This is a genomic window from Nocardia sp. NPDC001965 (genome assembly GCF_053594175.1).
In genome coordinates this window covers 171,820-189,774 of record NZ_JBSFDZ010000010.1, presented here as the reverse complement: position 1 = coordinate 189,774, position 17,955 = coordinate 171,820, and the positions used below count along the sequence as shown (strand labels likewise).

Below are 17,955 nucleotides of genomic sequence, written 5' to 3'. Positions count from 1 at the left end.
CTCGAGTATCTGTTGTGAATTTTTCAGTCCGGTAGCAGTTTTCGTCAAAACATCGATATCGACCTGAAGTGGACCGGGCACCCGCCCCCCTATCTGCACCTGCCGGGTCGGTTGCTCGGAGAATACCAGTTCGCAGTCGAAGGGCTGATCCGTGAATGGCGGAAGTCAGTAGTCGAGGTGCGGTGCTCGATCATCTCGAGGGCGACGTCCGGATAGCGGTCGTAGATGCGTTCCGCGCCCGTCGCCCCGGTGATCACCGGGTACATCACGACCCGGAAGCTGTCGACGAATCCGGCTCGGAGCAGGGACCGGCACAGGCTGGGGCTGCCGAGCGTGCTGAGGAGCCCCGAGCTACTCGACTTCGTGGCGTCGACCGCCTCGGAAGATTCACGACGTAGCCGAGGATCGACCGGTCGACACCCCGTCGTTCCACTCCAACGGCGGGCGATAGATTCGAGGGTATGAGCGAGTTCGCGGGATTCCCGATCGCGGGGCCGGACTTCTTCGAGGATCTCGAGGCCGATAATTCGAAGACGTTCTGGACCGCCAACAAGCACATCTACGAGGACGCCGTGAAAGGGCCGATGACCGCGCTGAGCGCCGATCTCGAACCGGACTTCGGCCCGGTCAAGATCTTCCGTCCCTACCGCGATGTACGGTTCTCCAAGGACAAATCACCGTACAAGACCCATCAGGGCGCCGTCGCGCACACTGCGCCAGGGGTCGGCTGGTACGTCCAGATCGGCGCACCCGGGCTGTTCGTCGCCGGTGGCCTCTACTCGGCCTCACCGGAACAGTTGTCCCGCCTGCGCGCCACCCTGGATGACGACGTGCGCGGTGCCGAGTTCGAGAAGATCCTGGACAAGCTCGTCCAGGCGGGCTATGTCCTCGGTGGCAGCAAGCTGAAAACCCGTCCCAAGGGCTATCCACTCGACCACCCGCGCATCGACCTGCTGCGGCACAAATCGCTCGTGGTCAGCCGGGAGTTCGGCACCCCGGGCTGGCTGAGAACACCACGCGCCGCCACGGAGGTCCGCACGTCGTGGGAGACCCTGCGGCCCATCGTGGGGTGGCTCGGGGCCGTCGTCGGCATCTGAGTCCGCAGGCGGGCCGCATCGCCCGCACTCCCTCCGGGGAAGACGGATTCGCTGCGCACGACGTGATCGTGGGTGAGCTCTCGCTCGCTTCCGTCGATCTCGTCAGCGCGCTCGTCGACCACGCAGTGCCTGACGGTCGCCGACTCGACAGCAGCGCGCCGACGCATCGCACCATGCAGCACCTCGTGACCGATCAGCCCGCCATCGGCACCCTCGACCACCCCCAAGACATCTATCCCGCCCACGGCGCCGACCTCACCGACACCCGGCCCGATATCAACGAAACCGAAATGATCCGGTGGGTACCGCTCGACGAAGCGGTGCGGATGATCGACCGCCGCGAGATCGTCGGCGCCGCGACCGTGGTCGGCGTGTATCGGTCGCTGCTGAAGGACCGCGGGTCGGTGGCCGGCCGCACGCCCGCATCGGCCGACCTTCGTTCACCGAATGGCTCGACGCCACCTACCCCGGTAAAGGGCTGACCCCGCGGCCCCGTCCGATCAGCAGTCTTGCGGAGCCCGCCAGGCGTCCTGCGCGTAGGTGGTCGAGCCGACCATGGCGCCGACCACGCCGCCGATGATCCCGAACGGGATGGCCCCGATGAAGAAGAGAGGCAGACCCGTGATCGCGCCGATCGCGGTTCCGAGCGCGCCACCCAGGCCGGCCCGGAGTTCGATGGAGTCGCCGGGCGCCATGCACGCCGCGATGGGTGCCACCGGCCCGGACCCCGGAACATCGGGTGCTTGTGCTGGTGCGACCGGCGCGGGCGCGGGGGCGGGCGCGGGCGCGGCCGCCGCGACGCCCCCTGATCCGACAATGAGCAGCGCGGCAACGACGCTGCCGAGCACGGTGTGGGTCGATATCTTCGAGGTATGCACGCAGATTCCTGATCAGTCGAAAACGCAGTGTGTGACCTGAGTAACCAGGTCTGCGACCATAATCTCGTATCGGCCGGTGTAATGCTCGCTTTCGGGTTCCTCGTTCGGAGCAAGCCGGAAACCGTGCTCGCCGATGATCCGGCCTACCCCTCCTGCCTCTCTCGCACAGGTAGACCCAGGTTTCCGTCCTCTCGATACGGGACCGGTGTCACGCCCCGGACTGCCGACCGGAGAAGGGGGCAACGGGCGGGCGGGCCCCATATCGAACGAACACCCACCCCGGCACGGCTTCCCTCCCCGAACATCTTCGGATACGGCACCACGGATGCGGGCACCGCCGCTGGCCGTAGCTCATCGGTGTTGAGGTAGGTCCTGCGGATTCTTGAAGATCTCGAACATGGCGAAGTAGTTCTGGGAGCCGTACCCCTGAGCGAGCGCGAGTTCGGCGAAATCCTTCATCAACTGCGGCTGATCGGCGTTGACGCCCTGCTCGATGCTGGTGCGAGTGATGTGGTCCAGGGCGTTGAGGTTCATTTGCATGGTGCCGAGATCACCTGGGTAGGCGGCTTTGTCCAGGTTCGGCGCCTGTTCGGCGAGGCTCTCCGGGGCCAGCATCAGGGGCATGAACCAGCCCAGCGCGAGTTCGGCGAACTCGACCGCGGGCACACCCGCGGAGCCGACCAGGGCAGCGCCGTGCAGGAATCCGTTCAGAGTCGCGTACATCATGCCCAGCAGCGCCGTGTTGTAGAGGACGGCGAGCCCTGGATCGGTGCCGAGGTATCGAGGGTCACCCAGGAGTGCGAGAGTCTTACGGTGGCGGTCGAATACTTCCCAAGAGCCGCTGTACAAAAAGACCGATTCGGGGTCACCGACGAGCGGCGGCGGCACCATGATCGCGCCATCGAGGTAGTCGAGGTCGCGCTCGTCCGCCCAAGCCGCTGCTGCCCGGGCTTGCGCCGGAGTCCCCGAATTGAGGTTCACCAGCAGGCGCCCCCTGAACGCATCGCCACCTGAGTCCAAGACCTCGTACATGGTCGAATAGTCATTCAGACACGTGAAGGCGATGGGGCCGGCGGCCACAGCCTCGGCTACGGTGGCCGCTCGATGCGCGCCCCTGGCAACCAGAGCGTCGGCTTTGCCGGGGGTGCGGTTCCACACCGTTACGGACTGGTTCGCGCCGAGAAACGCCTCCGCCAGCGCCGAGCCCATCGGCCCCAGGCCGATGACGGTGATCGCGGTGTCGTGCTCTGCGGATGAATGCTGAGTTGTCATGCTGGATAGGCTGGAGCCTCACACCAGTGTCAGAGTCAACTCGAGATGGCGGTTGTCACATGCGTATCGGCGAGCTGTCCCGACTCACGGGAGCGAGCGTACGCTCGTTGCGTTACTACGAGGAACAGGATCTGCTTCGGCCGGTGCGACGCCCGAGCGGCTACCGCGAATACCAGGCGGAGGATGTCGCCACGGTGCACGGCATCCGCTTGATGCTCGCGGCCGGGCTCGGCACCGCAACGATCCGCGGATTGCTGCCGTGCATGTCCGACGCCGGCGGCGAACTCACGCCGTCCTGCTCTGCAATGCTGCCCGACCTGCACCGCGAACGGCAACGGCTGAGCAGTGCCGCAGCCGAACTCCTGACCGCACGCGACAGACTGGACGCACTCATCGAGGCCACCTCACGGCTCGACCTCGCTGATCCCGCGGAGTGTGACTCGGTGATGGCGTTCTGATACCGCGGCACCACCGGACCAGCACATGAGTGCGCCGATTGCTCACCACGAGACCGGCAACTCACCGGAAAGCGTCGACGTTCTCCTCAGCCCATTGCGCGAAGGTCCTGGCCACTGATCCCGTCAGTCGTGGGACCGTGTCGCGCACTCGCAGCAGAGCGTCGTCGACGTCGCCGCCGGTCACGTCCAGGACGGCGTCGGCGGCGTCTTCGCCGAAGACCGCGACCATGCCCGGCCGTGCATCCTCCCGGGTGATCTCGGTGAACTCGATCTCCCGGTTCAACAGCCCGGCGATGGTTGCGACCTGCTGACGCGCACTGACCGATGCGGGGCCGGTCAGCGCATACCGCTGCCCCCGATGGATCTCGGCATCCGGCCCGAGCCGCGGCACGAGAAACATCGACCGCACCCCGTCCAGCGCGGCCGACAGCGAGGAGATATCGGCCAGATCGCCCTCGACTGCCTCGACCCCGGCCGGAAAGCGGCTCCACCGGTGTCACGGGTGAGCGCCCTGATGGGCTCGGCGCCGAACGCGCGCAACTCCTTCAGCAACGAGCGTCCGATGTTCCCGGTGGCTCCCGTGGCCAGAATCATGAGCATGTCCTCTGGCGTGGTGATCAACCGAGGCCCACGCTAGAACCTCAACCTATATGCAGGTCAAGGTTCAACGACCGAAGCCACCGGTCGTTGCCGTGGCAGCCAGGAGCCTGGATCCCCAGTCCTTCATGAGATCGGTCGCTTCGGGTGGCCCGTGCACGACGAACGGCGCTCCGATCGAGACGAGGCAGAAGGCCGCCCAGTCCAGGGATTCGGCGGCGATATGGGCCTCGCAGGAGCCGGGGTCGACGGCGGCGACGGTGCCGTAGTGGACGATCTCGGCTCTGACCCGTTCGGCGGAGGCCTGGATGGTGGCGTGGACCCGGTATCTGGAGGGCATCGACCCGATCCGGTCGCGGACGTAGTCCACCGGATCGCCGCCGGGCAGGCCGCGCGGTGCGAATCGCGCGCCGGTGCGGCGTGGTTGCGTGATCCGGTCGATTCGGAAAGTTCGCCAGTCGGCGCGATCGAGATCCCAGGCCACCAGGTAGAGGCGGCTTTCGACATTGACTATCTGATGCGGCTGGGTGGTGCGCTGCGAAGTGGCCGCGCTGCTGCCGCGGTAGGAGAAGGAGACGGTATCGGCGTCCCGGCAGGCGAGTGCGAGTGTGGTCAAGGCGGTGACATCGTCGATCCCGGCTCGGTGGTATCCATCGCCGGCGGGGGTCGCGACGGTGCGCAGACTGTCGATCCGGCGGCGGATACGAGCGGGCAGGACCTGGACGATCTTGGCCATGGCGCTCATCGCGGCTTCCGCGGAGGCGGGATGGACGCCGGTGGCGATCTCCTTCAGCCCCAGCACGGTCGCGGCGGCCTCCTCCTCGCCCAGCACCAATGGTGGCAGGCAGGCACCCGCACTGAGCTGGTAGCCGCCGCCGGTTCCGCGTGTCGTGACGATCGGATAGCCGACCTCCTGGAGACCGAGCACATCACGCCGGATGGTCCGCTCGCTGACATCGAGCCGGCGGGCGAGTTCGGCACCGGACCAGTGGCGGCGGCTCTGCAGCAGACCGAGAAGCGCGAGAGTGCGAGTGCTGGTGGACACACCCCGAGGTTATGCGTACTTGTGGCCATATCCTGTCCGCAACTGCGACGACTCTGGGGGCGCCAACCGAAAGGAGACAGTATGTCCACCACTCCCGCCGTCCCCCCGGCGCCCGCCGGATCCGCGACGGTCGACCCCTTCATCTGGACCGACGACGCGGCAGGTCTGCTCGACTTCCTGGTCGATGTGTTCGGGGCGATCGAGGTCCCCGAGGCCCGGACCGCCGATACCGACGGCCTGATTCTGCATTCCGAACTGCGGATAGGCGATTCGACGCTCACGATCGCCGACCGCAAACCGGACTGGCCGTATATGCCGTCCTTCGTCCGCGTCTACGTCGACGATCCGGCCGCCACGCTGAAACGAGCCGCCGCGCGTGGTGCGCGGATCGTCACCGAGCCGACGGACTTCTGGGGCGACGTACTCGCCCGCTTCGCCGACCCGTTCGGCCACCTGTGGTGGGTGTACAAGCACAATCCCGGTAACGCGTCCTGGGATGAAGGACCGGCGGACGGAACCGGCGAAGGCGACTGGGGGCAGGCCGATCCCGCCGAGGACGGCGCGGGCGAGCAGTCCTGGGAGTCGTTCGCCACACCGGAATTGACCGCCGTTCATTCCTCGCTCATGGAAGCGATGGCGTCGCTGCAGGATCCCCGCACCCGCTGACCCGCTTGCCGAGGCCCTGCGGCCGCATATGCGCCGCAGGGCATCGGCAAGCGACTTTCCGAGGCACGGACTTTCCGGGCCGCCCGTTCGGCTTGTGGCCGTATATCGTCCACAACGGAGGATTTGATCGTCCTATACCCCATCGAGAGGCAGGACGTGATCAACACCCGGAATTTGACCAGGACCTTCCACGGTCCCGGCGAATCAGAAGTCCGCGCGGTCGACGGCATCGATCTGATCGTCGCGCGGGAAGAAGTCTTGGCGATCCTCGGCCCCAACGGGGCCGGTAAGACGACCTTGATGCGCATGCTCACGACGCTGCTGCCGCCGACCGGCGGATCCGCGGAGATCGGTGGCCACGACGTCCAGCGTGAACCGGCCCAGGTGCGGCAGGTGATCGGATACGTCGGTCAGGGCAACAGCGCGGGACATACGCAGCGCGCGATGGACGAGGTGGTGACCCAGGCCCGGATCCACGGACTGGACCGGACATCGGCGCGGCTCCGGGCGAGTGAGCTGTTTACCGCCCTGGGGCTCGACGGACTCGGAAAGCGGAAGTCCCAGGCCATGTCCGGCGGCCAGCGCCGCCGTCTGGATCTGGCGATGGGTTTGGTCCACCGGCCCGCGCTGTTGTTCCTCGACGAGCCGACGACCGGCCTGGACCCGCACAACCGGGCCAACCTGTGGGACCACATCGCCCGCCTCCGGGCGGAATCCGGTATGACGATCGTGGTCACCACCCACTACCTCGACGAGGCCGACCAGATCGCCGACCGGGTCGTAATCGTGGATCACGGACGCATCATCGCCGACGGTTCACCCGACGCGCTCAAGAGCGAGCACGCGGGAGACAAGGTGACGTTCGAGACCGGAGACCCGGCCCGGACCGGTGAGCTGGCCGAACTGGCGCGCCGGACCGACTGCGTGAACCGGGTGACCCGCACCGGCACCACCGTCGTCGCCCAAGCGGCGAACGGCCCGAAAGCCGTACCCGCGCTGGTCACCGCGGCCCATTCGCGCGGCATCGAGGTCGTTTCCGCCGCTACCCGGGAGCCCACCCTCGACGACGTCTTCCTCGAGCTCACCGGACGCAGCCTGCGCGACCCCGGCACGGCCGAGCGCGGCACCCACGATCCGGAGGAGACCCGATGACCACCACCGAACCGCGCCGCAATATCGTCGGCGACACCCTGCTCGTCACGCTCCGGGAACTGCGCCCCGTGCTCAGCGACCCGTTCTCGGTCGTCTTCGGCCTGGTCCAACCACTGTTCTTCCTGTTGCTGTTCGGGCCGCTGCTGGCCCGCGACGGTGAGTCGCCCTGGGCGTGGTTCGTTCCCGGAATCCTGGTCATGACGTCGTTGTTCGGTACCGCCGGCACCGGCTCCAATCTCCAGTTCGACCTCCAGACCGGCACTCACGAGCGCCTGCTGGTCACGCCGCTGTCCCGGTCGGCGCTCTTCCTGGGCCGCGCGGTCAAGGAATTCCTCCCCCTGATCGCGCAGGCGACCCTGATCATCCTGGTGACCATCCCCTTGGGGCTGCGTCCGGATCCACTCGGCGCGGTGCAGGGCCTACTGCTGCTGGGTGTCCTCGGCCTGGGCATCGGCTCGTTCAGTTACGCCCTGGCCATCGTCGTCCGGAAACAGGACTGGGTTTTCTGGACCGTGCACCAGACCTTGCTGTTTCCCTCGATGATCCTGTCCGGCATGCTGCTGCCCCTCGAACAAGCCCCGGGCTGGATGCGCGCGCTCTCGGTGGTGAACCCGCTGACCCACGTCGTGAACGCCGAACGCGATCTGTTCGCCAGCCGCCTCACCACGGCCGACGTCGGCTGGGGCTGGCTCGCCGCGATCCTCACCGCGGCCATCGGTATCGCGGTGGGCCTGCGCGCACTGCGCAAGAGCACCAGCTGACCAGGAAAGGATCGCGACCGACGGGTCGACCCGGCAGAAGGCGTTCACGATCAAGAGCTGATGCCATGAACACCGGCCGAGAAAGTCTATGGAGCACGACCCTGCATGGCAGTCGAGCCGGCTTCCGTGGTCGACAGGTAGCAGGCCAGTAATTCGCGGGTTTCTCGCAAGCAGGTGATGCGCGAGTCGAGGGAGTCCAGTTCGGTGCGGAGAAGGGCGAGCATATCGGGGTGGGGCTCGAGAGTGGGGGCAGGGCCGTGCGCGCAGGGCAGGATATCGCGAATGGCCCGGGTGGGCAGACCGGCGGCCAGGAGAGCACGGATCTGGCGGACGGTATCGGGGGCGGTCGGAGCGTACTCGCGAAAGCCGCCGCCGGTTCGTTGTGCCGTGAGCAGCCCCTGCTCCTCGTAGTAGCGGAGTAGCCGATGGCTCACACCCGTGCGCTGCGCCAGTTCACCGATTCGCATCCCGACTCCGCCCGCTCCGAGTTGACTCTCACATCGATGTGAGATTTTAGCGTGGGTCCATGACACAGCAGAACACGAGTGAATTCCAGGGGTCTGTCCACGGAAGCGGACCGGGCGTCCTGCTCGCACACGGGGCGAGCAGCGATATCGAGGACAGTTTCGGCTCGATCGTGCCGCGGTTGGCCGAGGCGAATACGGTCGTCGCGGCGGACTACCCCGGATCGGGGCGGACGCCGCGCGCGACAGAGCCGCTGACGCTCGACGGCCTGGCCGACGGCCTGGTGGACGCGGCGCTACGGGCCGGGCAGGAACAGTTCGCCGTGGCCGGATTCTCTACCGGGGCCGCGGTGGCAGTGCGGATCGCGACTCGGCACCCTCAACGGGTGACCGGGCTGGCGTTGTCGGCGGGATTCGCTCATCCCAATGCGCGCCTGCGGTTGGTGGCCGCCACGTGGCGGCGGCTGGCCGCTTCCGGAGATACCCGGTCATTGGCGGCGTATCTGACCTTGCTCGGCTGGAGTCCCGGATGGCTCGATGCCCGATCGGGCCGTGAGATCGGTGCGCTGGTCGACACGATCGGGCCGGCGCTACCGGCCGGAGCCGACGATCAACTCGACCTGCTGACCCGAGTCGACGTCCGGTCGGAGTCGCCGGGTATCAGGGTTCCCACCGTGGTCATCGCCGGCGCCCACGACCTGGTCGTATCGGCTTCGCACGCGGCGGAGCTCGCGACCGGGATCCCGAACGCCCGGCTCGTCGAACTCGATTCCGGACACGCACTCGCCAGCGAGCGCCCCGCCGAATGGGCAGAAGTCATCAACGACTTCCTGGCAGTTCAGGTCCCACAGCCACGGTGATGTCGCTATCCCCACAACAACTAGTCGTCGGGAAAGGCACGGCGGTTTCGCTTGGTGATGCCGCGCCGCTTCTTCGCGGCGATGCGACGTTCCTTCGCGCCACGCGAGGGCTTGGTGGCGCGGCGAACGGGCGGCGGCGCGGCAGCGGCCTCACGCAGTAACGAGGCCAGGCGTTCGCGGGCGGCCGCGCGGTTCTGCAGCTGGGCACGGTGCTCCGAAGCGGCGATCGTGAGCACCCCGTCGACCAGGCGGCCGGCCAGGCGATCGAGCATCCGGATGCGCAGCCACTCCGGCACGGAGGGCGAGTCGGCGAGGTCGAACGACAGCTCGACCCGGCTGTCGGTGGTATTGACGTGCTGCCCGCCCGGGCCGGACGAGCGGGAGAACCGCTCGCCTAACTCGGCGGCGGGTATCACCAGCGTCCGAGTCACGGTCAAGTCTGCTGCCATGATCCGACGCCGTCTTTCCGATTCGCGAGTCCACTATCCCAGGTGGGCTGAATGATGACCTCGTCGTTCACGATAGCAACGACCTTGTCCACGGCCGATTCTCCCCGTCCGTCACACGCCCTTCAGAACACGTTCGAGTGCCGCTCGGCCTACCGGTCCCCAGTGCGGCTTGCCGCCCGGAAGGCCGCGATCTCCGTTCTGCCCCATGAGTATCAGGAACAGACTCTTCATGGCCGCCAGCCCGCGGGCCCGCCGGATCGCCGCCTCGTCCGCGTGCGCGTACCTGTCGAAGAACCGCGCCGCCGCGCCCGCGGGCAGCAGCACCCATGCGGCGGCGAGGTCCCACGCCGGGTCACCTGCGAACAGGTCACCGAAATCGACGATGCCCGAGAGCGTTCCGTCCGAGACGACGACGTTCGCGGGATGGAGGTCGCCGTGCACCCACACCGGTGGGCCCTCCCACGGGCCGGCGGCGACGGCATCGTCCCAGACCGCCCGGACGTCGGCGGCGAGGTCGGCCGGGGCGACGGCTCGGAAGAAGGCCTCGAAGCCGTCGGTGCAGTCCCTGGGATGGGCGCCGCGGTCGGTAGCGATCGGCGCCTCGGCGGGTGCGGGAACGTGCAGCGCCCGCAGGAAGGCCGCCAGCGTATCGGCCGCATCGGCGCCGCGGCTGATCGTGACGTGGTCGAGCGGCTCGCCGGGAACCCACGTCACCACAGTCCAGTGCTTGGGGAAACGCTCGGACGGTTCACCGAACCGCACCGGGGTCGGCACCGGCAGCGGCAGGCGCGGGGCCAGCACGGGTAGCCACCGCCGCTCCTTCAGCTGCCGGTCCGGGGTGGGATCCATGCGCTGCATACGGACGGCCAACTCGTCCCCGAGACGCCACATCTGGTTGCCCCAGCCACCTGCCACCTCGCAGATGGTCAGGCCCGCGAGGTCGGGATGTTGCTCGCGCAGCACAGCGCGGACCAAGTCTGCGGTGATCTCCAACTCGGTGCCGGTCATGCGAAGTCACTGTACCGAGGCGGTGTAAGGCTCAACCATGGGATGGGCGGTTGCTCGACGTGGGTTCGTTGCACGTTCTCCTCGATGAAACCAGCCGACCGCACCGGGACCGCTACTTCGACGATCTGTCCGCCTACCGAAGCGGCGACCCGAATCGAGCAGTGCCTACGCCGCCATCGATCGGCTTTACGAAGCAGGAGTGCTACGCCCCCTGACGAACCGGAAGAGGGAACAGGTATGGGGCGCTGGTCTCGTCCTGGACGAACTGGATGCACTCGGTGCACGAATCGAAAAGGCGGCAACCTGAGCCGTTGCGGAGGGAAGCGTCATGCAGGGGCGCCGAGCGGCGGGTGCTCGAGCAGGCGGGGCTTGTACTCGACCAGCTGGATGCGGCCGTCGAAGGTGCGGTGCTCGACCATCTCGAGGGCGAGGTCCGGATAGCCGTCATAGATTCGTTCTTCGCCGGTCGCCCCGGTGATCACCGGGAACATCACGACCCGGAAGCGGTCGACGAGTCCGGCTCGTAACAGGGACCGGCTCAGGCTGAGACTGCCGATCGTGCTGAGCAGCCCCGAACCACTCGACTTCATGGCGCGGACCGCCTCGACGGCGTCGTCGCGGACCAGCGTGGAGTTGGCCCACGTCAGCGGCTCCTCGAGCGAGGCGGAGAACACCACCTTGGACGCCTTCGTGAGCTCATCGACGGACGCCTCTTCTTCGGGCCTGAACTCGTCCTGGCCATCCGGGACCTCACCGACGGCGAAACCCGACATCAGACGGTAGGTGTTCGCTCCCATCAGGTAGGTGACCTCGGGCTGCTCGCCGAGCCACGCGAGATACTCCGGGCCTTCGAGGCCCCAGAAACCGGGCCATCCCTGCCCCGATGCGTAGCCGTCGAGCGAGGTGATGAAATCGACGAGAAGCTCCGACATGGCGGTGTCCTTTCCTAGGGTGTCACGAGCTTCGACCGGCCGGGAGCCGCAAACTCATCGCCGCGCCGTGGGTAACGAGAAACTCATTGCCGGGCCGCGTGGATACGATCTCGGCTGCTCCGATGATTTTCGGGTGAATCTGCCGTCGACATCGTCGGAAATGCCGACAGAAGGGAGTCCGGACATGACGAGACCGTTCGGATCGGGTACGACCTCGATACGGGCGAACGGTGTGGATCTGGGCATCGAGAGCTTCGGCAGCGCCGACGATCCGCTGGTCCTGCTGGTCGGTGGCACAACGATGTTGTCCTGGCCCGACAGGCTGTGCGAGCGGCTCGCGTCGGGCGGGCGGTGTGTGGTCCGCTACGACCTGCGCGACTCCGGCGCGTCGACGACCCTCGACCCGGAGAATCCGGCCTACCACCTGCGGGATCTCGCCGCCGACGCGGCCGCGCTGGTCGGGGTACTCGGTGCCGGGACGGCCCATCTCGGCGGGATCGGCGTCGGTGGGATGGTCGCCCAGGTCGCCGCGCTGGATCATCCGGACGTGTTCTCCGCACTGACCCTCGTCGGCACTCGGCCGGTGGCGCCGGGCCCGGTCGACGAGGACCTGCCCGACCACGACCGCACGGTCATGGGCCCGCTGTTCTCGCGCCCATGGCCGGACTGGCGCGACCGGGACGCTGTCGCGGCGTTCGCCGCCGAGGGCGCCGAGCCGCTGGGCAACGATCCGCAGCAGGCGCGGGCCACGGCGACCCGGATCTGGGACCGGACGCGGTCGAGCGATCCCGCGGTGCACCAGGCGAACCAGCTCGGGATGGTGTTCTCCCGGCTCGACTGCGCCCCGCGCTGGCGGGACCGGCTCGGGGAGCTCGACGTACCCACGCTCGTGGTGCACGGCCGCGCCGACCCGTTCTTCCCGGTCGGCAACGGTGAGGTCCTCGCCGCCGAAATCCCCGGGGCGCGGTTACTCGTCCTCGACGACATGGGTACCGCTCTGCGCGAAGCCGCGGCCGACCCGGTCGCTGCCGCCATGCTCGCTCTGTAGCCTCCGGCTGGTGGGTAACGCTGCCGATATGGCGAAATCGCCCGGGCTGCAGTGGCAATGACCGACACCGATATTCGAGGGCGTACGCACGCGTAACCAGAGGAGTTCGACCATGGCGGTGCTCGAAGACGTCAGCCCACTGGGGGCCGAGTTGGAACGCTCCTACCAGGTCTATGTACGTGGCCGGCTGAAGTTCCGTGTCGGGCGGATCGTCTACGTGGCATTCTCCATGGACGAGACCGTGATGGGCTTCGCGTTTCCCAAGGAAGAACGAGTGGCGCTCGTCGCGAGCGAGCCGCACAAGTTTCGGATGCCATCCGCATCGGAGATGCGCTTCAACTGGATCGAGTCCGACCTCGCGGCACTGGACCCGACCGAGGCCCGTGAACTCGTCGTCGACGCCTGGCGCATGGTCGTTCCCGAGAAGCTCTCCCGGGCTTACGATCTCGCTCAGCACCACCAGTGGATCCGATGACGAGAACCGCGCGGTCCTCTTGCATACACCGACGGAGGCTCGGCGGTTCTCCGGTCACTGATGTCCCGGGACCTCGCACCCCTGTCGGTGCTCTCGATCCGGTCCCGGCGCCGGATCGAATCACCCGGGCGGCGATTCATCGGCACCTCGCTCGAGGTCGGATACCCCGCTGACCTGGTCGTTGTCGATGTGCACTCGTGCATGCAGCGTTGTATCGATGAGTCGGCGAGCCGCCGTATTGCCGAGCGTCGTGGACGCGGTGATGTGGTGGGCACCGTTCTCGGCGGCAAGCCTGCGTAGCTGTGTGGTGACGATGCGGCCGATTCCGTGGTTGCGGTACGAGCGGGCGATCCAGATCCCTGCTTCGACATCGTCACCGTGCGGTTCGAGCCGGGCAGCTCCGATCACCGTCCCCTCCAGTGTGATGGTGAAGGTTCGTTCCATCGGCCGGGTCGGATGCAATGCGCGACCACGATGGAATTCGACGAACGCCCGCCTGCGCTCCGCTGTCCACCCGGGTGGCCCGTCGACCGGGGGCATCACCTCCAGTGGATCGGCGCCGGCGACTGCGGCCTCCAACAGGAGATACAAGCCGTCCTCGTCGAGCTCTTCGAGCGAAACAGACTGCTGGGGTTCGTTCACGACGTTGAAGCCTCACCGGCGCAGCGCGCCAAGTCAACGCATTTACGAGTCGGGACCAGGGCGGTGATCACACTCCGAACCCGGAACCCTCCCTGCGCCGGATCGGCGCCAGGTCGAATCACTCGGCCGGCCGGCCCCAGTGGGCCTCGTCAACGCGTCATCGAGCGCTCCGGGACGATGCAGGGCAGTCGGATCCACGCCGTGACCGGCTACCGGTTATCTCCCACTCGTCGATCGGTACTCGACGCTATCGTGGAGGCCGGGTGCTCAGTGTCCGGTCCCGTATCTGGTCAGGATCACACCGCCAGGGAATGTCCGGGTCGCCATCAGGGTCAGGTCGATCCAGTTGTCCAGAACCGCGAAGAACGGGGTGCCGCCACCTGTCAGGACCGGGTGGGTGACGATCACGTACTCGTCGATCAGCCCGGCTCGCATGGCCACCGCGGCGAGTGTGGCGCCGCCGATATCGAGGATGTACTCGGGCGGACCCGGCACAGCCGGAGCAGGCCGTGCCGGGTAGAGATCGTTCCGGACCGCTGGATGCCGACCGAAACCGGACACCCCCGCGCGCCCGGGGACGCGCCCGGCGAACCCGGATCTGTATTGCTCAACGCGTGACTCCCCCGCGCGCAGATGCGTTGTGTCCCTCTCGGCCTGCCGCCCGACGGTCCGGCATTCGTTGTGTGGGCATGCTGGGGCATGCTACCGGGAACCGTTACCGTTCAATATGTTTGGACAATCCGGCACCTCGACTCGGGTGCGTATGCCGAACCTGGTGTCCTGGTCGCCCGAGCCCGCGTGAACGGCCCGCCTCGCAGACGGCAGTGATCAGGAACCGACCGGTTCGGCGAGTCCCCCGGCAAGGCCGCCGGGGGGGCGCGGACGCAATAACCGGATCGCGGCGGCCCCGGGCTCCCGGAAACTTCCGGCCATGGTCCACAGCGATTCCAGCGTCGCGGCCACCACAGGCACCGGCCGACCGAACCCATCCCCATACGCGGGCCTCCGTTGCCGAGGACCTGCGAACGCTGGGTTTGCGCAGTGGCGGCCTCGTCCTGGTACACGCGAGCCTGAAATCGCTGGGTCGGGTGTCCGGTGGGGCCGTTGCCGTCCTCCAGGCACTACAGGACACTCACCACGCGGGCACGCTCGTCGTCCCGACGCATACATCGAGCCCGACCCGATCCCACCACGCAGTTTCGCCCGGCAGGGCTTGATCGCAGGCTCGGTGGAGCGTGAAGATCGATGCATGATCGGTGACCGGTGGGGAGTGAGCGACCACGAGACCGTGCGCTCCTATCCCTGCGACCACTTCGTCACCGAACCCGAGCTCGAGGTGTGGCGGGGTGTGACTGTCCGGGCACCTGCCGGAGCGGTATGGCCGTGGATCACCCAGGTGAGGCTCGCGCCCTACTCGTACGACTGGATCGACAACCTGGGTCGCCGCTCACCTCGCGAGCTGATGGATATTCCCGAACCGCGGGTGGGCGAAAATTTCACGACCGCCTGCGGACGCAGGCTGGGCCGGATCGTTTCGATCGACCCGGGCCGCGAGATGACCGGCGTCATCGTGGGCGCTTTCATGTCCTATGTCCTCGTGGCCGAAGGGCGGGACTCGACTCGTCTCCTGTTCAAACTGGTCATGCATACCAACCGCCCGGTGGCGCTCGGATTGTCCGTCGGCGACCTGGTCATGGCCCGACGGCAGTTGCTCAACCTCAAACGCCTCGCCGAAGGGCACCACGACCGCCCGTGACGACCCGGTGGTGTTCGACGAGGCGACGAGCAGTCCCCTCCGCCTGACCGGCAGGTCGACGCCGGATTCCCGTCCGCGTATCCGCGAGCAGCGCGGTTTCCGGGACGAAGCGAATATCACATCACGGAATAGCCGTCGAACTGACCGATGTTGCCTTCACTTGTGACCGATGAACCGCAGCCCGTGGACGGCCTGTTCGAGCCGTTCGATGTGAAATCACTACACCTGCGCAATCGCTTCGCCATGGCGCCGATGACCCGGATGTTCTCGCCGGACGGGATCCCCACCGCGGACGTCGCGGAGTATTACCGCCGGCGCGCCGCGGGCGGAGTCGGATTGATCATCACCGAGGGCACGTATATCCCCGACCCCGCCGCGGGCCCGCATACCGCGGTGCCGCGCCACTACGGAGAGCAGAGCCTCGTCGGCTGGAAAGCGGTCGTCGACGCCGTACACAGCGAAGGTGGGCAGATCATCCCGCAGCTGTGGCATCTCGGGGTCAGCCGCGGCAACCGGCCCGAACTCAATCCCGATATCGAATCCGTCAGCCCGTCCGGCCTCGACCTCGACGGCACCGCATCCGGTCGGGCACTGACCGCGTCCGATCTCGACGCATTGCGTGACGCCTGGGTCGCCGCGGCCGTCAATGCGAAGGCCACCGGTTTCGACGGTATCGAATTGCACGGCGCTCACGGCTATCTGCTCGATCAATTCCTTTGGGAGAAAACCAATCTCCGCGACGACGGATACGGGGGCGGGCTCGAGGCACGGGTCCGGTTCCCCGCCGAGGTCGTCGCGGCGATCCGCGAAGCCGTGGGTCCCGACCTGGCGATCGTGTACCGGTACTCGCAGTGGAAATCGAGCGACTACAAGGCGCGTATAGCGGCCACACCCGACGAACTCGCCCGCGTGCTCACCCCGCTCGTCCGGGCAGGTGTCGATGTTCTGCATCCCTCCACCCGCAGGCACTGGGAGCCGGCCTTTCCCGAAGTGTCCGGTAGAGACGGCGAATTGGGACTGGCCGGCTGGACCAAGAAGATCACCGGACTGCCCACCATCACCGTCGGGTCGGTCGGCCTCGACGAGGTCTTCACGACCTCGTTCACCGGTCGCGGCGATTCGAACGTCACCGGGATCGACCGGCTGCTGAAACAGCACGCCGACGGCGAATTCGATCTCGTCGCACTCGGCCGCGCGCTGCTCGCCGACCCCGAGTGGGTCCGAAAGCTCCGCGAGGGGCGAAGCGACGAACATATCGCCTACCGGCAGGAGCACCAGCGAACTCTGGCGTAGTACGGGCTACCGGAGGATGGCGGCCCATTGTCACTGTTCGGCGCCGAGTTCCGGCTCGGGCGCAACCGTGACGACGATCTTCCCGGCGTGGCGTCCGTTCTCCAGGTGACGGTGCGCCTCGACGATATCGTCGAGAGCGAACACCGGGCCGACCTCGGGCCGCAGCGCGCCGAGGCGGATACCGGCGTTCAAGAAGGCCGCCATACGCTGCACCGCCGCGACGTCGAGAGTGTGCTCGAAACTCCGGTAACTGTGGACAGTGAGTGATGTGCCCCCTGGAAAGGGCGTCGGCCGGGGATCCAGGAAGCCCGCGGCCACCAGGGTTGCGCCGGGGCGGGCCGCGTCCAGGAGATCCCGCTGACCGGGCCCCATGGCGAGGTCCAGGACGATATCGGCGCCGGTCCCGCCGCTGTGGCGCCGGACGGCTTCGGCGAAGTCCTCCTGGTCGGTGCCGATCACCGCGGCGGCCCCGGCGGCGGTGATCGAGTCGCGCTTCGTCGCGGCGTCGCGAGTGACAGCGATGGGCACGGCACCGATCTGATTCGCGATCTGCATCGCCGACCGGCCGACACCGCCGGACGCGGCGGAGATGAGGACATGGTCGCCCGGACGCATTCGCGCCTTCTCGACGAGCGCGCCGTAGGCGGTGGAGTACGCGACCCAGACCGCGGCCGCCGCCACGACGCCGAGCCCGGCGGGGCGGGCGAGGACTCGGCTCGCCGGGACCGTGGTGTATTCGGCGTAGCTACCCCGGATGCCCGCATCCGGAACAGCGGTCAGGATGACGGGATCGCCGATATCCAGCCCGGTCACCCCGGGGCCGACGGCGTCGATGATGCCGGTCCCCTCGACACCGAGGCGGGCATGCGGCAGGGCGACGGGAGCGGGTGACGCGCCGGAACGCATCATCCGGTCGAGCGGGTTCACCGCGAACGCCTCGATCCTGACCCTCACCTCGCCGGCTGTGGGTTCGACGACCGGTTCTTCGACGATCTGCAGGACATCCGGCCCGCCGAACCGATCGAACACGACTACTCGTGGCATGGCGTTTCCTCCGCATCAGGCGCTGAATTCGTTGCTCTGGAAACGCTACGGAGCTCTG

24 protein-coding genes and 1 pseudogene are annotated in these 17,955 nt (G+C 67.4%); 12 read left to right on the top strand and 13 right to left on the bottom strand.

Annotated elements, in window-relative coordinates; translation table 11 throughout:
* Positions 1 to 89: 89 nt before the first annotated feature.
* Complete coding sequence (locus tag ACWCPQ_RS17365; protein WP_449899805.1) at positions 90 to 557, bottom strand: dihydrofolate reductase family protein; 468 nt, start codon at positions 555 to 557, stop codon at positions 90 to 92.
* On the opposite strand from ACWCPQ_RS17365, the gene ACWCPQ_RS17360 reads away from it, so the two are divergent.
* Both ACWCPQ_RS17360 and ACWCPQ_RS17355 read left to right on the top strand, forming a co-directional pair.
* Positions 462 to 1,097 (top strand): DUF2461 domain-containing protein, encoded by a 636-nt coding sequence (locus ACWCPQ_RS17360; protein ID WP_449899803.1) that lies wholly within the window; start codon positions 462 to 464, stop codon positions 1,095 to 1,097. The genes ACWCPQ_RS17365 and ACWCPQ_RS17360 overlap by 96 nt on opposite strands.
* A gap of 62 nt (positions 1,098 to 1,159) precedes the next feature.
* The gene (locus ACWCPQ_RS17355; RefSeq protein ID WP_449899801.1) at positions 1,160 to 1,579 is read left to right on the top strand and encodes a hypothetical protein; all 420 of its coding nucleotides are present in this window, start codon (positions 1,160 to 1,162) and stop codon (positions 1,577 to 1,579) included.
* Positions 1,580 to 1,597: 18 nt separating this feature from the next.
* On the opposite strand, the gene ACWCPQ_RS17350 is transcribed toward ACWCPQ_RS17355, so the two are convergent.
* On the bottom strand, positions 1,598 to 1,975 hold the full coding sequence (locus tag ACWCPQ_RS17350; protein WP_449899798.1) for a hypothetical protein: 378 nt from the start codon (positions 1,973 to 1,975) through the stop codon (positions 1,598 to 1,600).
* A 351-nt stretch (positions 1,976 to 2,326) separates the two neighbouring features.
* Positions 2,327 to 3,247 carry an NAD(P)-dependent oxidoreductase gene (locus ACWCPQ_RS17345; RefSeq protein WP_449899796.1) on the bottom strand — a complete coding sequence of 307 codons (921 nt, stop codon included), beginning with the start codon at positions 3,245 to 3,247 and terminating at the stop codon, positions 2,327 to 2,329.
* Positions 3,248 to 3,306: 59 nt separating this feature from the next.
* On the opposite strand from ACWCPQ_RS17345, the gene ACWCPQ_RS17340 reads away from it, so the two are divergent.
* Positions 3,307 to 3,705, top strand: coding sequence for a MerR family transcriptional regulator (locus ACWCPQ_RS17340; RefSeq protein WP_449899794.1), 399 nt, complete (start codon positions 3,307 to 3,309; stop codon positions 3,703 to 3,705).
* A 61-nt stretch (positions 3,706 to 3,766) separates the two neighbouring features.
* On the opposite strand, the gene ACWCPQ_RS17335 is transcribed toward ACWCPQ_RS17340, so the two are convergent.
* Entirely contained in the window at positions 3,767 to 4,105 is a 339-nt protein-coding gene (locus ACWCPQ_RS17335) for a hypothetical protein (protein ID WP_449899792.1), read from the bottom strand.
* Positions 4,106 to 4,369: 264 nt separating this feature from the next.
* Positions 4,370 to 5,347, bottom strand: coding sequence for a helix-turn-helix transcriptional regulator (locus ACWCPQ_RS17330; protein ID WP_449899789.1), 978 nt, complete (start codon positions 5,345 to 5,347; stop codon positions 4,370 to 4,372).
* An 81-nt stretch (positions 5,348 to 5,428) separates the two neighbouring features.
* Between ACWCPQ_RS17330 and ACWCPQ_RS17325 the strand changes: the two genes are divergently transcribed.
* From ACWCPQ_RS17325 to ACWCPQ_RS17315, 3 genes are all read left to right on the top strand, one after another.
* Positions 5,429 to 6,013 carry a VOC family protein gene (locus tag ACWCPQ_RS17325; RefSeq protein ID WP_449899787.1) on the top strand — a complete coding sequence of 195 codons (585 nt, stop codon included), beginning with the start codon at positions 5,429 to 5,431 and terminating at the stop codon, positions 6,011 to 6,013.
* A gap of 174 nt (positions 6,014 to 6,187) precedes the next feature.
* Positions 6,188 to 7,165 carry an ATP-binding cassette domain-containing protein gene (locus ACWCPQ_RS17320; RefSeq protein WP_449899785.1) on the top strand — a complete coding sequence of 326 codons (978 nt, stop codon included), beginning with the start codon at positions 6,188 to 6,190 and terminating at the stop codon, positions 7,163 to 7,165.
* Positions 7,162 to 7,926, top strand: coding sequence for an ABC transporter permease (locus ACWCPQ_RS17315; protein ID WP_449899782.1), 765 nt, complete (start codon positions 7,162 to 7,164; stop codon positions 7,924 to 7,926). Before ACWCPQ_RS17320 ends, ACWCPQ_RS17315 begins: the two co-directional genes overlap by 4 nt.
* An 86-nt stretch (positions 7,927 to 8,012) precedes the next feature.
* Here the strand turns inward: ACWCPQ_RS17315 and ACWCPQ_RS17310 are convergent, their stop codons facing one another.
* The gene (locus ACWCPQ_RS17310) at positions 8,013 to 8,393 is read right to left on the bottom strand and encodes a MerR family transcriptional regulator (RefSeq protein ID WP_449899780.1); all 381 of its coding nucleotides are present in this window, start codon (positions 8,391 to 8,393) and stop codon (positions 8,013 to 8,015) included.
* 59 nt (positions 8,394 to 8,452) lie between these two features.
* On the opposite strand from ACWCPQ_RS17310, the gene ACWCPQ_RS17305 reads away from it, so the two are divergent.
* Positions 8,453 to 9,250 (top strand): alpha/beta fold hydrolase, encoded by a 798-nt coding sequence (locus tag ACWCPQ_RS17305; protein ID WP_449899778.1) that lies wholly within the window; start codon positions 8,453 to 8,455, stop codon positions 9,248 to 9,250.
* 20 nt (positions 9,251 to 9,270) lie between these two features.
* On the opposite strand, the gene arfB is transcribed toward ACWCPQ_RS17305, so the two are convergent.
* The 3 genes from arfB to ACWCPQ_RS17290 all read right to left on the bottom strand — a co-directional run bounded on the left by arfB (position 9,271) and on the right by ACWCPQ_RS17290 (position 11,639).
* The gene (arfB, locus tag ACWCPQ_RS17300; RefSeq protein WP_449899776.1) at positions 9,271 to 9,699 is read right to left on the bottom strand and encodes an alternative ribosome rescue aminoacyl-tRNA hydrolase ArfB; all 429 of its coding nucleotides are present in this window, start codon (positions 9,697 to 9,699) and stop codon (positions 9,271 to 9,273) included.
* Between the two features lie 111 nt (positions 9,700 to 9,810).
* On the bottom strand, positions 9,811 to 10,707 hold the full coding sequence (locus ACWCPQ_RS17295; protein WP_449899774.1) for an aminoglycoside phosphotransferase family protein: 897 nt from the start codon (positions 10,705 to 10,707) through the stop codon (positions 9,811 to 9,813).
* A 326-nt stretch (positions 10,708 to 11,033) separates the two neighbouring features.
* Positions 11,034 to 11,639 carry a dihydrofolate reductase family protein gene (locus tag ACWCPQ_RS17290; protein WP_449899772.1) on the bottom strand — a complete coding sequence of 202 codons (606 nt, stop codon included), beginning with the start codon at positions 11,637 to 11,639 and terminating at the stop codon, positions 11,034 to 11,036.
* Positions 11,640 to 11,823: 184 nt separating this feature from the next.
* Here ACWCPQ_RS17290 and ACWCPQ_RS17285 point away from each other — a divergent pair, with 184 nt between their 5' ends.
* Positions 11,824 to 12,687: an alpha/beta fold hydrolase gene (locus tag ACWCPQ_RS17285; protein WP_449899770.1), complete on the top strand. Its 864-nt coding sequence runs from the start codon at positions 11,824 to 11,826 to the stop codon at positions 12,685 to 12,687.
* A 112-nt stretch (positions 12,688 to 12,799) separates the two neighbouring features.
* Entirely contained in the window at positions 12,800 to 13,162 is a 363-nt protein-coding gene (locus ACWCPQ_RS17280) for an MmcQ/YjbR family DNA-binding protein (protein ID WP_449899767.1), read from the top strand.
* A gap of 120 nt (positions 13,163 to 13,282) precedes the next feature.
* On the opposite strand, the gene ACWCPQ_RS17275 is transcribed toward ACWCPQ_RS17280, so the two are convergent.
* From ACWCPQ_RS17275 to ACWCPQ_RS17265, 3 genes and pseudogenes are all read right to left on the bottom strand, one after another.
* A complete protein-coding gene (locus tag ACWCPQ_RS17275) occupies positions 13,283 to 13,804 on the bottom strand; it encodes a GNAT family N-acetyltransferase (RefSeq protein ID WP_449899764.1) in 522 nt (173 codons plus the stop codon).
* A gap of 267 nt (positions 13,805 to 14,071) precedes the next feature.
* Positions 14,072 to 14,275, bottom strand: a pseudogene (locus tag ACWCPQ_RS17270) (dihydrofolate reductase family protein); the annotation flags it as partial.
* Between the two features lie 357 nt (positions 14,276 to 14,632).
* On the bottom strand, positions 14,633 to 14,776 hold the full coding sequence (locus tag ACWCPQ_RS17265) for a hypothetical protein (protein WP_449899762.1): 144 nt from the start codon (positions 14,774 to 14,776) through the stop codon (positions 14,633 to 14,635).
* 62 nt (positions 14,777 to 14,838) lie between these two features.
* On the opposite strand from ACWCPQ_RS17265, the gene ACWCPQ_RS17260 reads away from it, so the two are divergent.
* The 3 genes from ACWCPQ_RS17260 (at position 14,839) to ACWCPQ_RS17250 (ending at position 16,853) form a co-directional block, all read left to right on the top strand.
* Positions 14,839 to 15,021 carry an AAC(3) family N-acetyltransferase gene (locus ACWCPQ_RS17260; RefSeq protein WP_449899759.1) on the top strand — a complete coding sequence of 61 codons (183 nt, stop codon included), beginning with the start codon at positions 14,839 to 14,841 and terminating at the stop codon, positions 15,019 to 15,021.
* A gap of 32 nt (positions 15,022 to 15,053) precedes the next feature.
* Positions 15,054 to 15,560: a polyketide cyclase gene (locus tag ACWCPQ_RS17255; RefSeq protein ID WP_449899757.1), complete on the top strand. Its 507-nt coding sequence runs from the start codon at positions 15,054 to 15,056 to the stop codon at positions 15,558 to 15,560.
* 162 nt (positions 15,561 to 15,722) lie between these two features.
* Positions 15,723 to 16,853, top strand: a complete 1,131-nt coding sequence (locus ACWCPQ_RS17250) for an NADH:flavin oxidoreductase (protein ID WP_449899754.1) — start codon at positions 15,723 to 15,725, stop codon at positions 16,851 to 16,853.
* Positions 16,854 to 16,883: 30 nt separating this feature from the next.
* On the opposite strand, the gene ACWCPQ_RS17245 is transcribed toward ACWCPQ_RS17250, so the two are convergent.
* Positions 16,884 to 17,897, bottom strand: a complete 1,014-nt coding sequence (locus tag ACWCPQ_RS17245) for a zinc-dependent alcohol dehydrogenase family protein (RefSeq protein WP_449899752.1) — start codon at positions 17,895 to 17,897, stop codon at positions 16,884 to 16,886.
* Between the last annotated feature and the right edge of the window lie 58 nt (positions 17,898 to 17,955).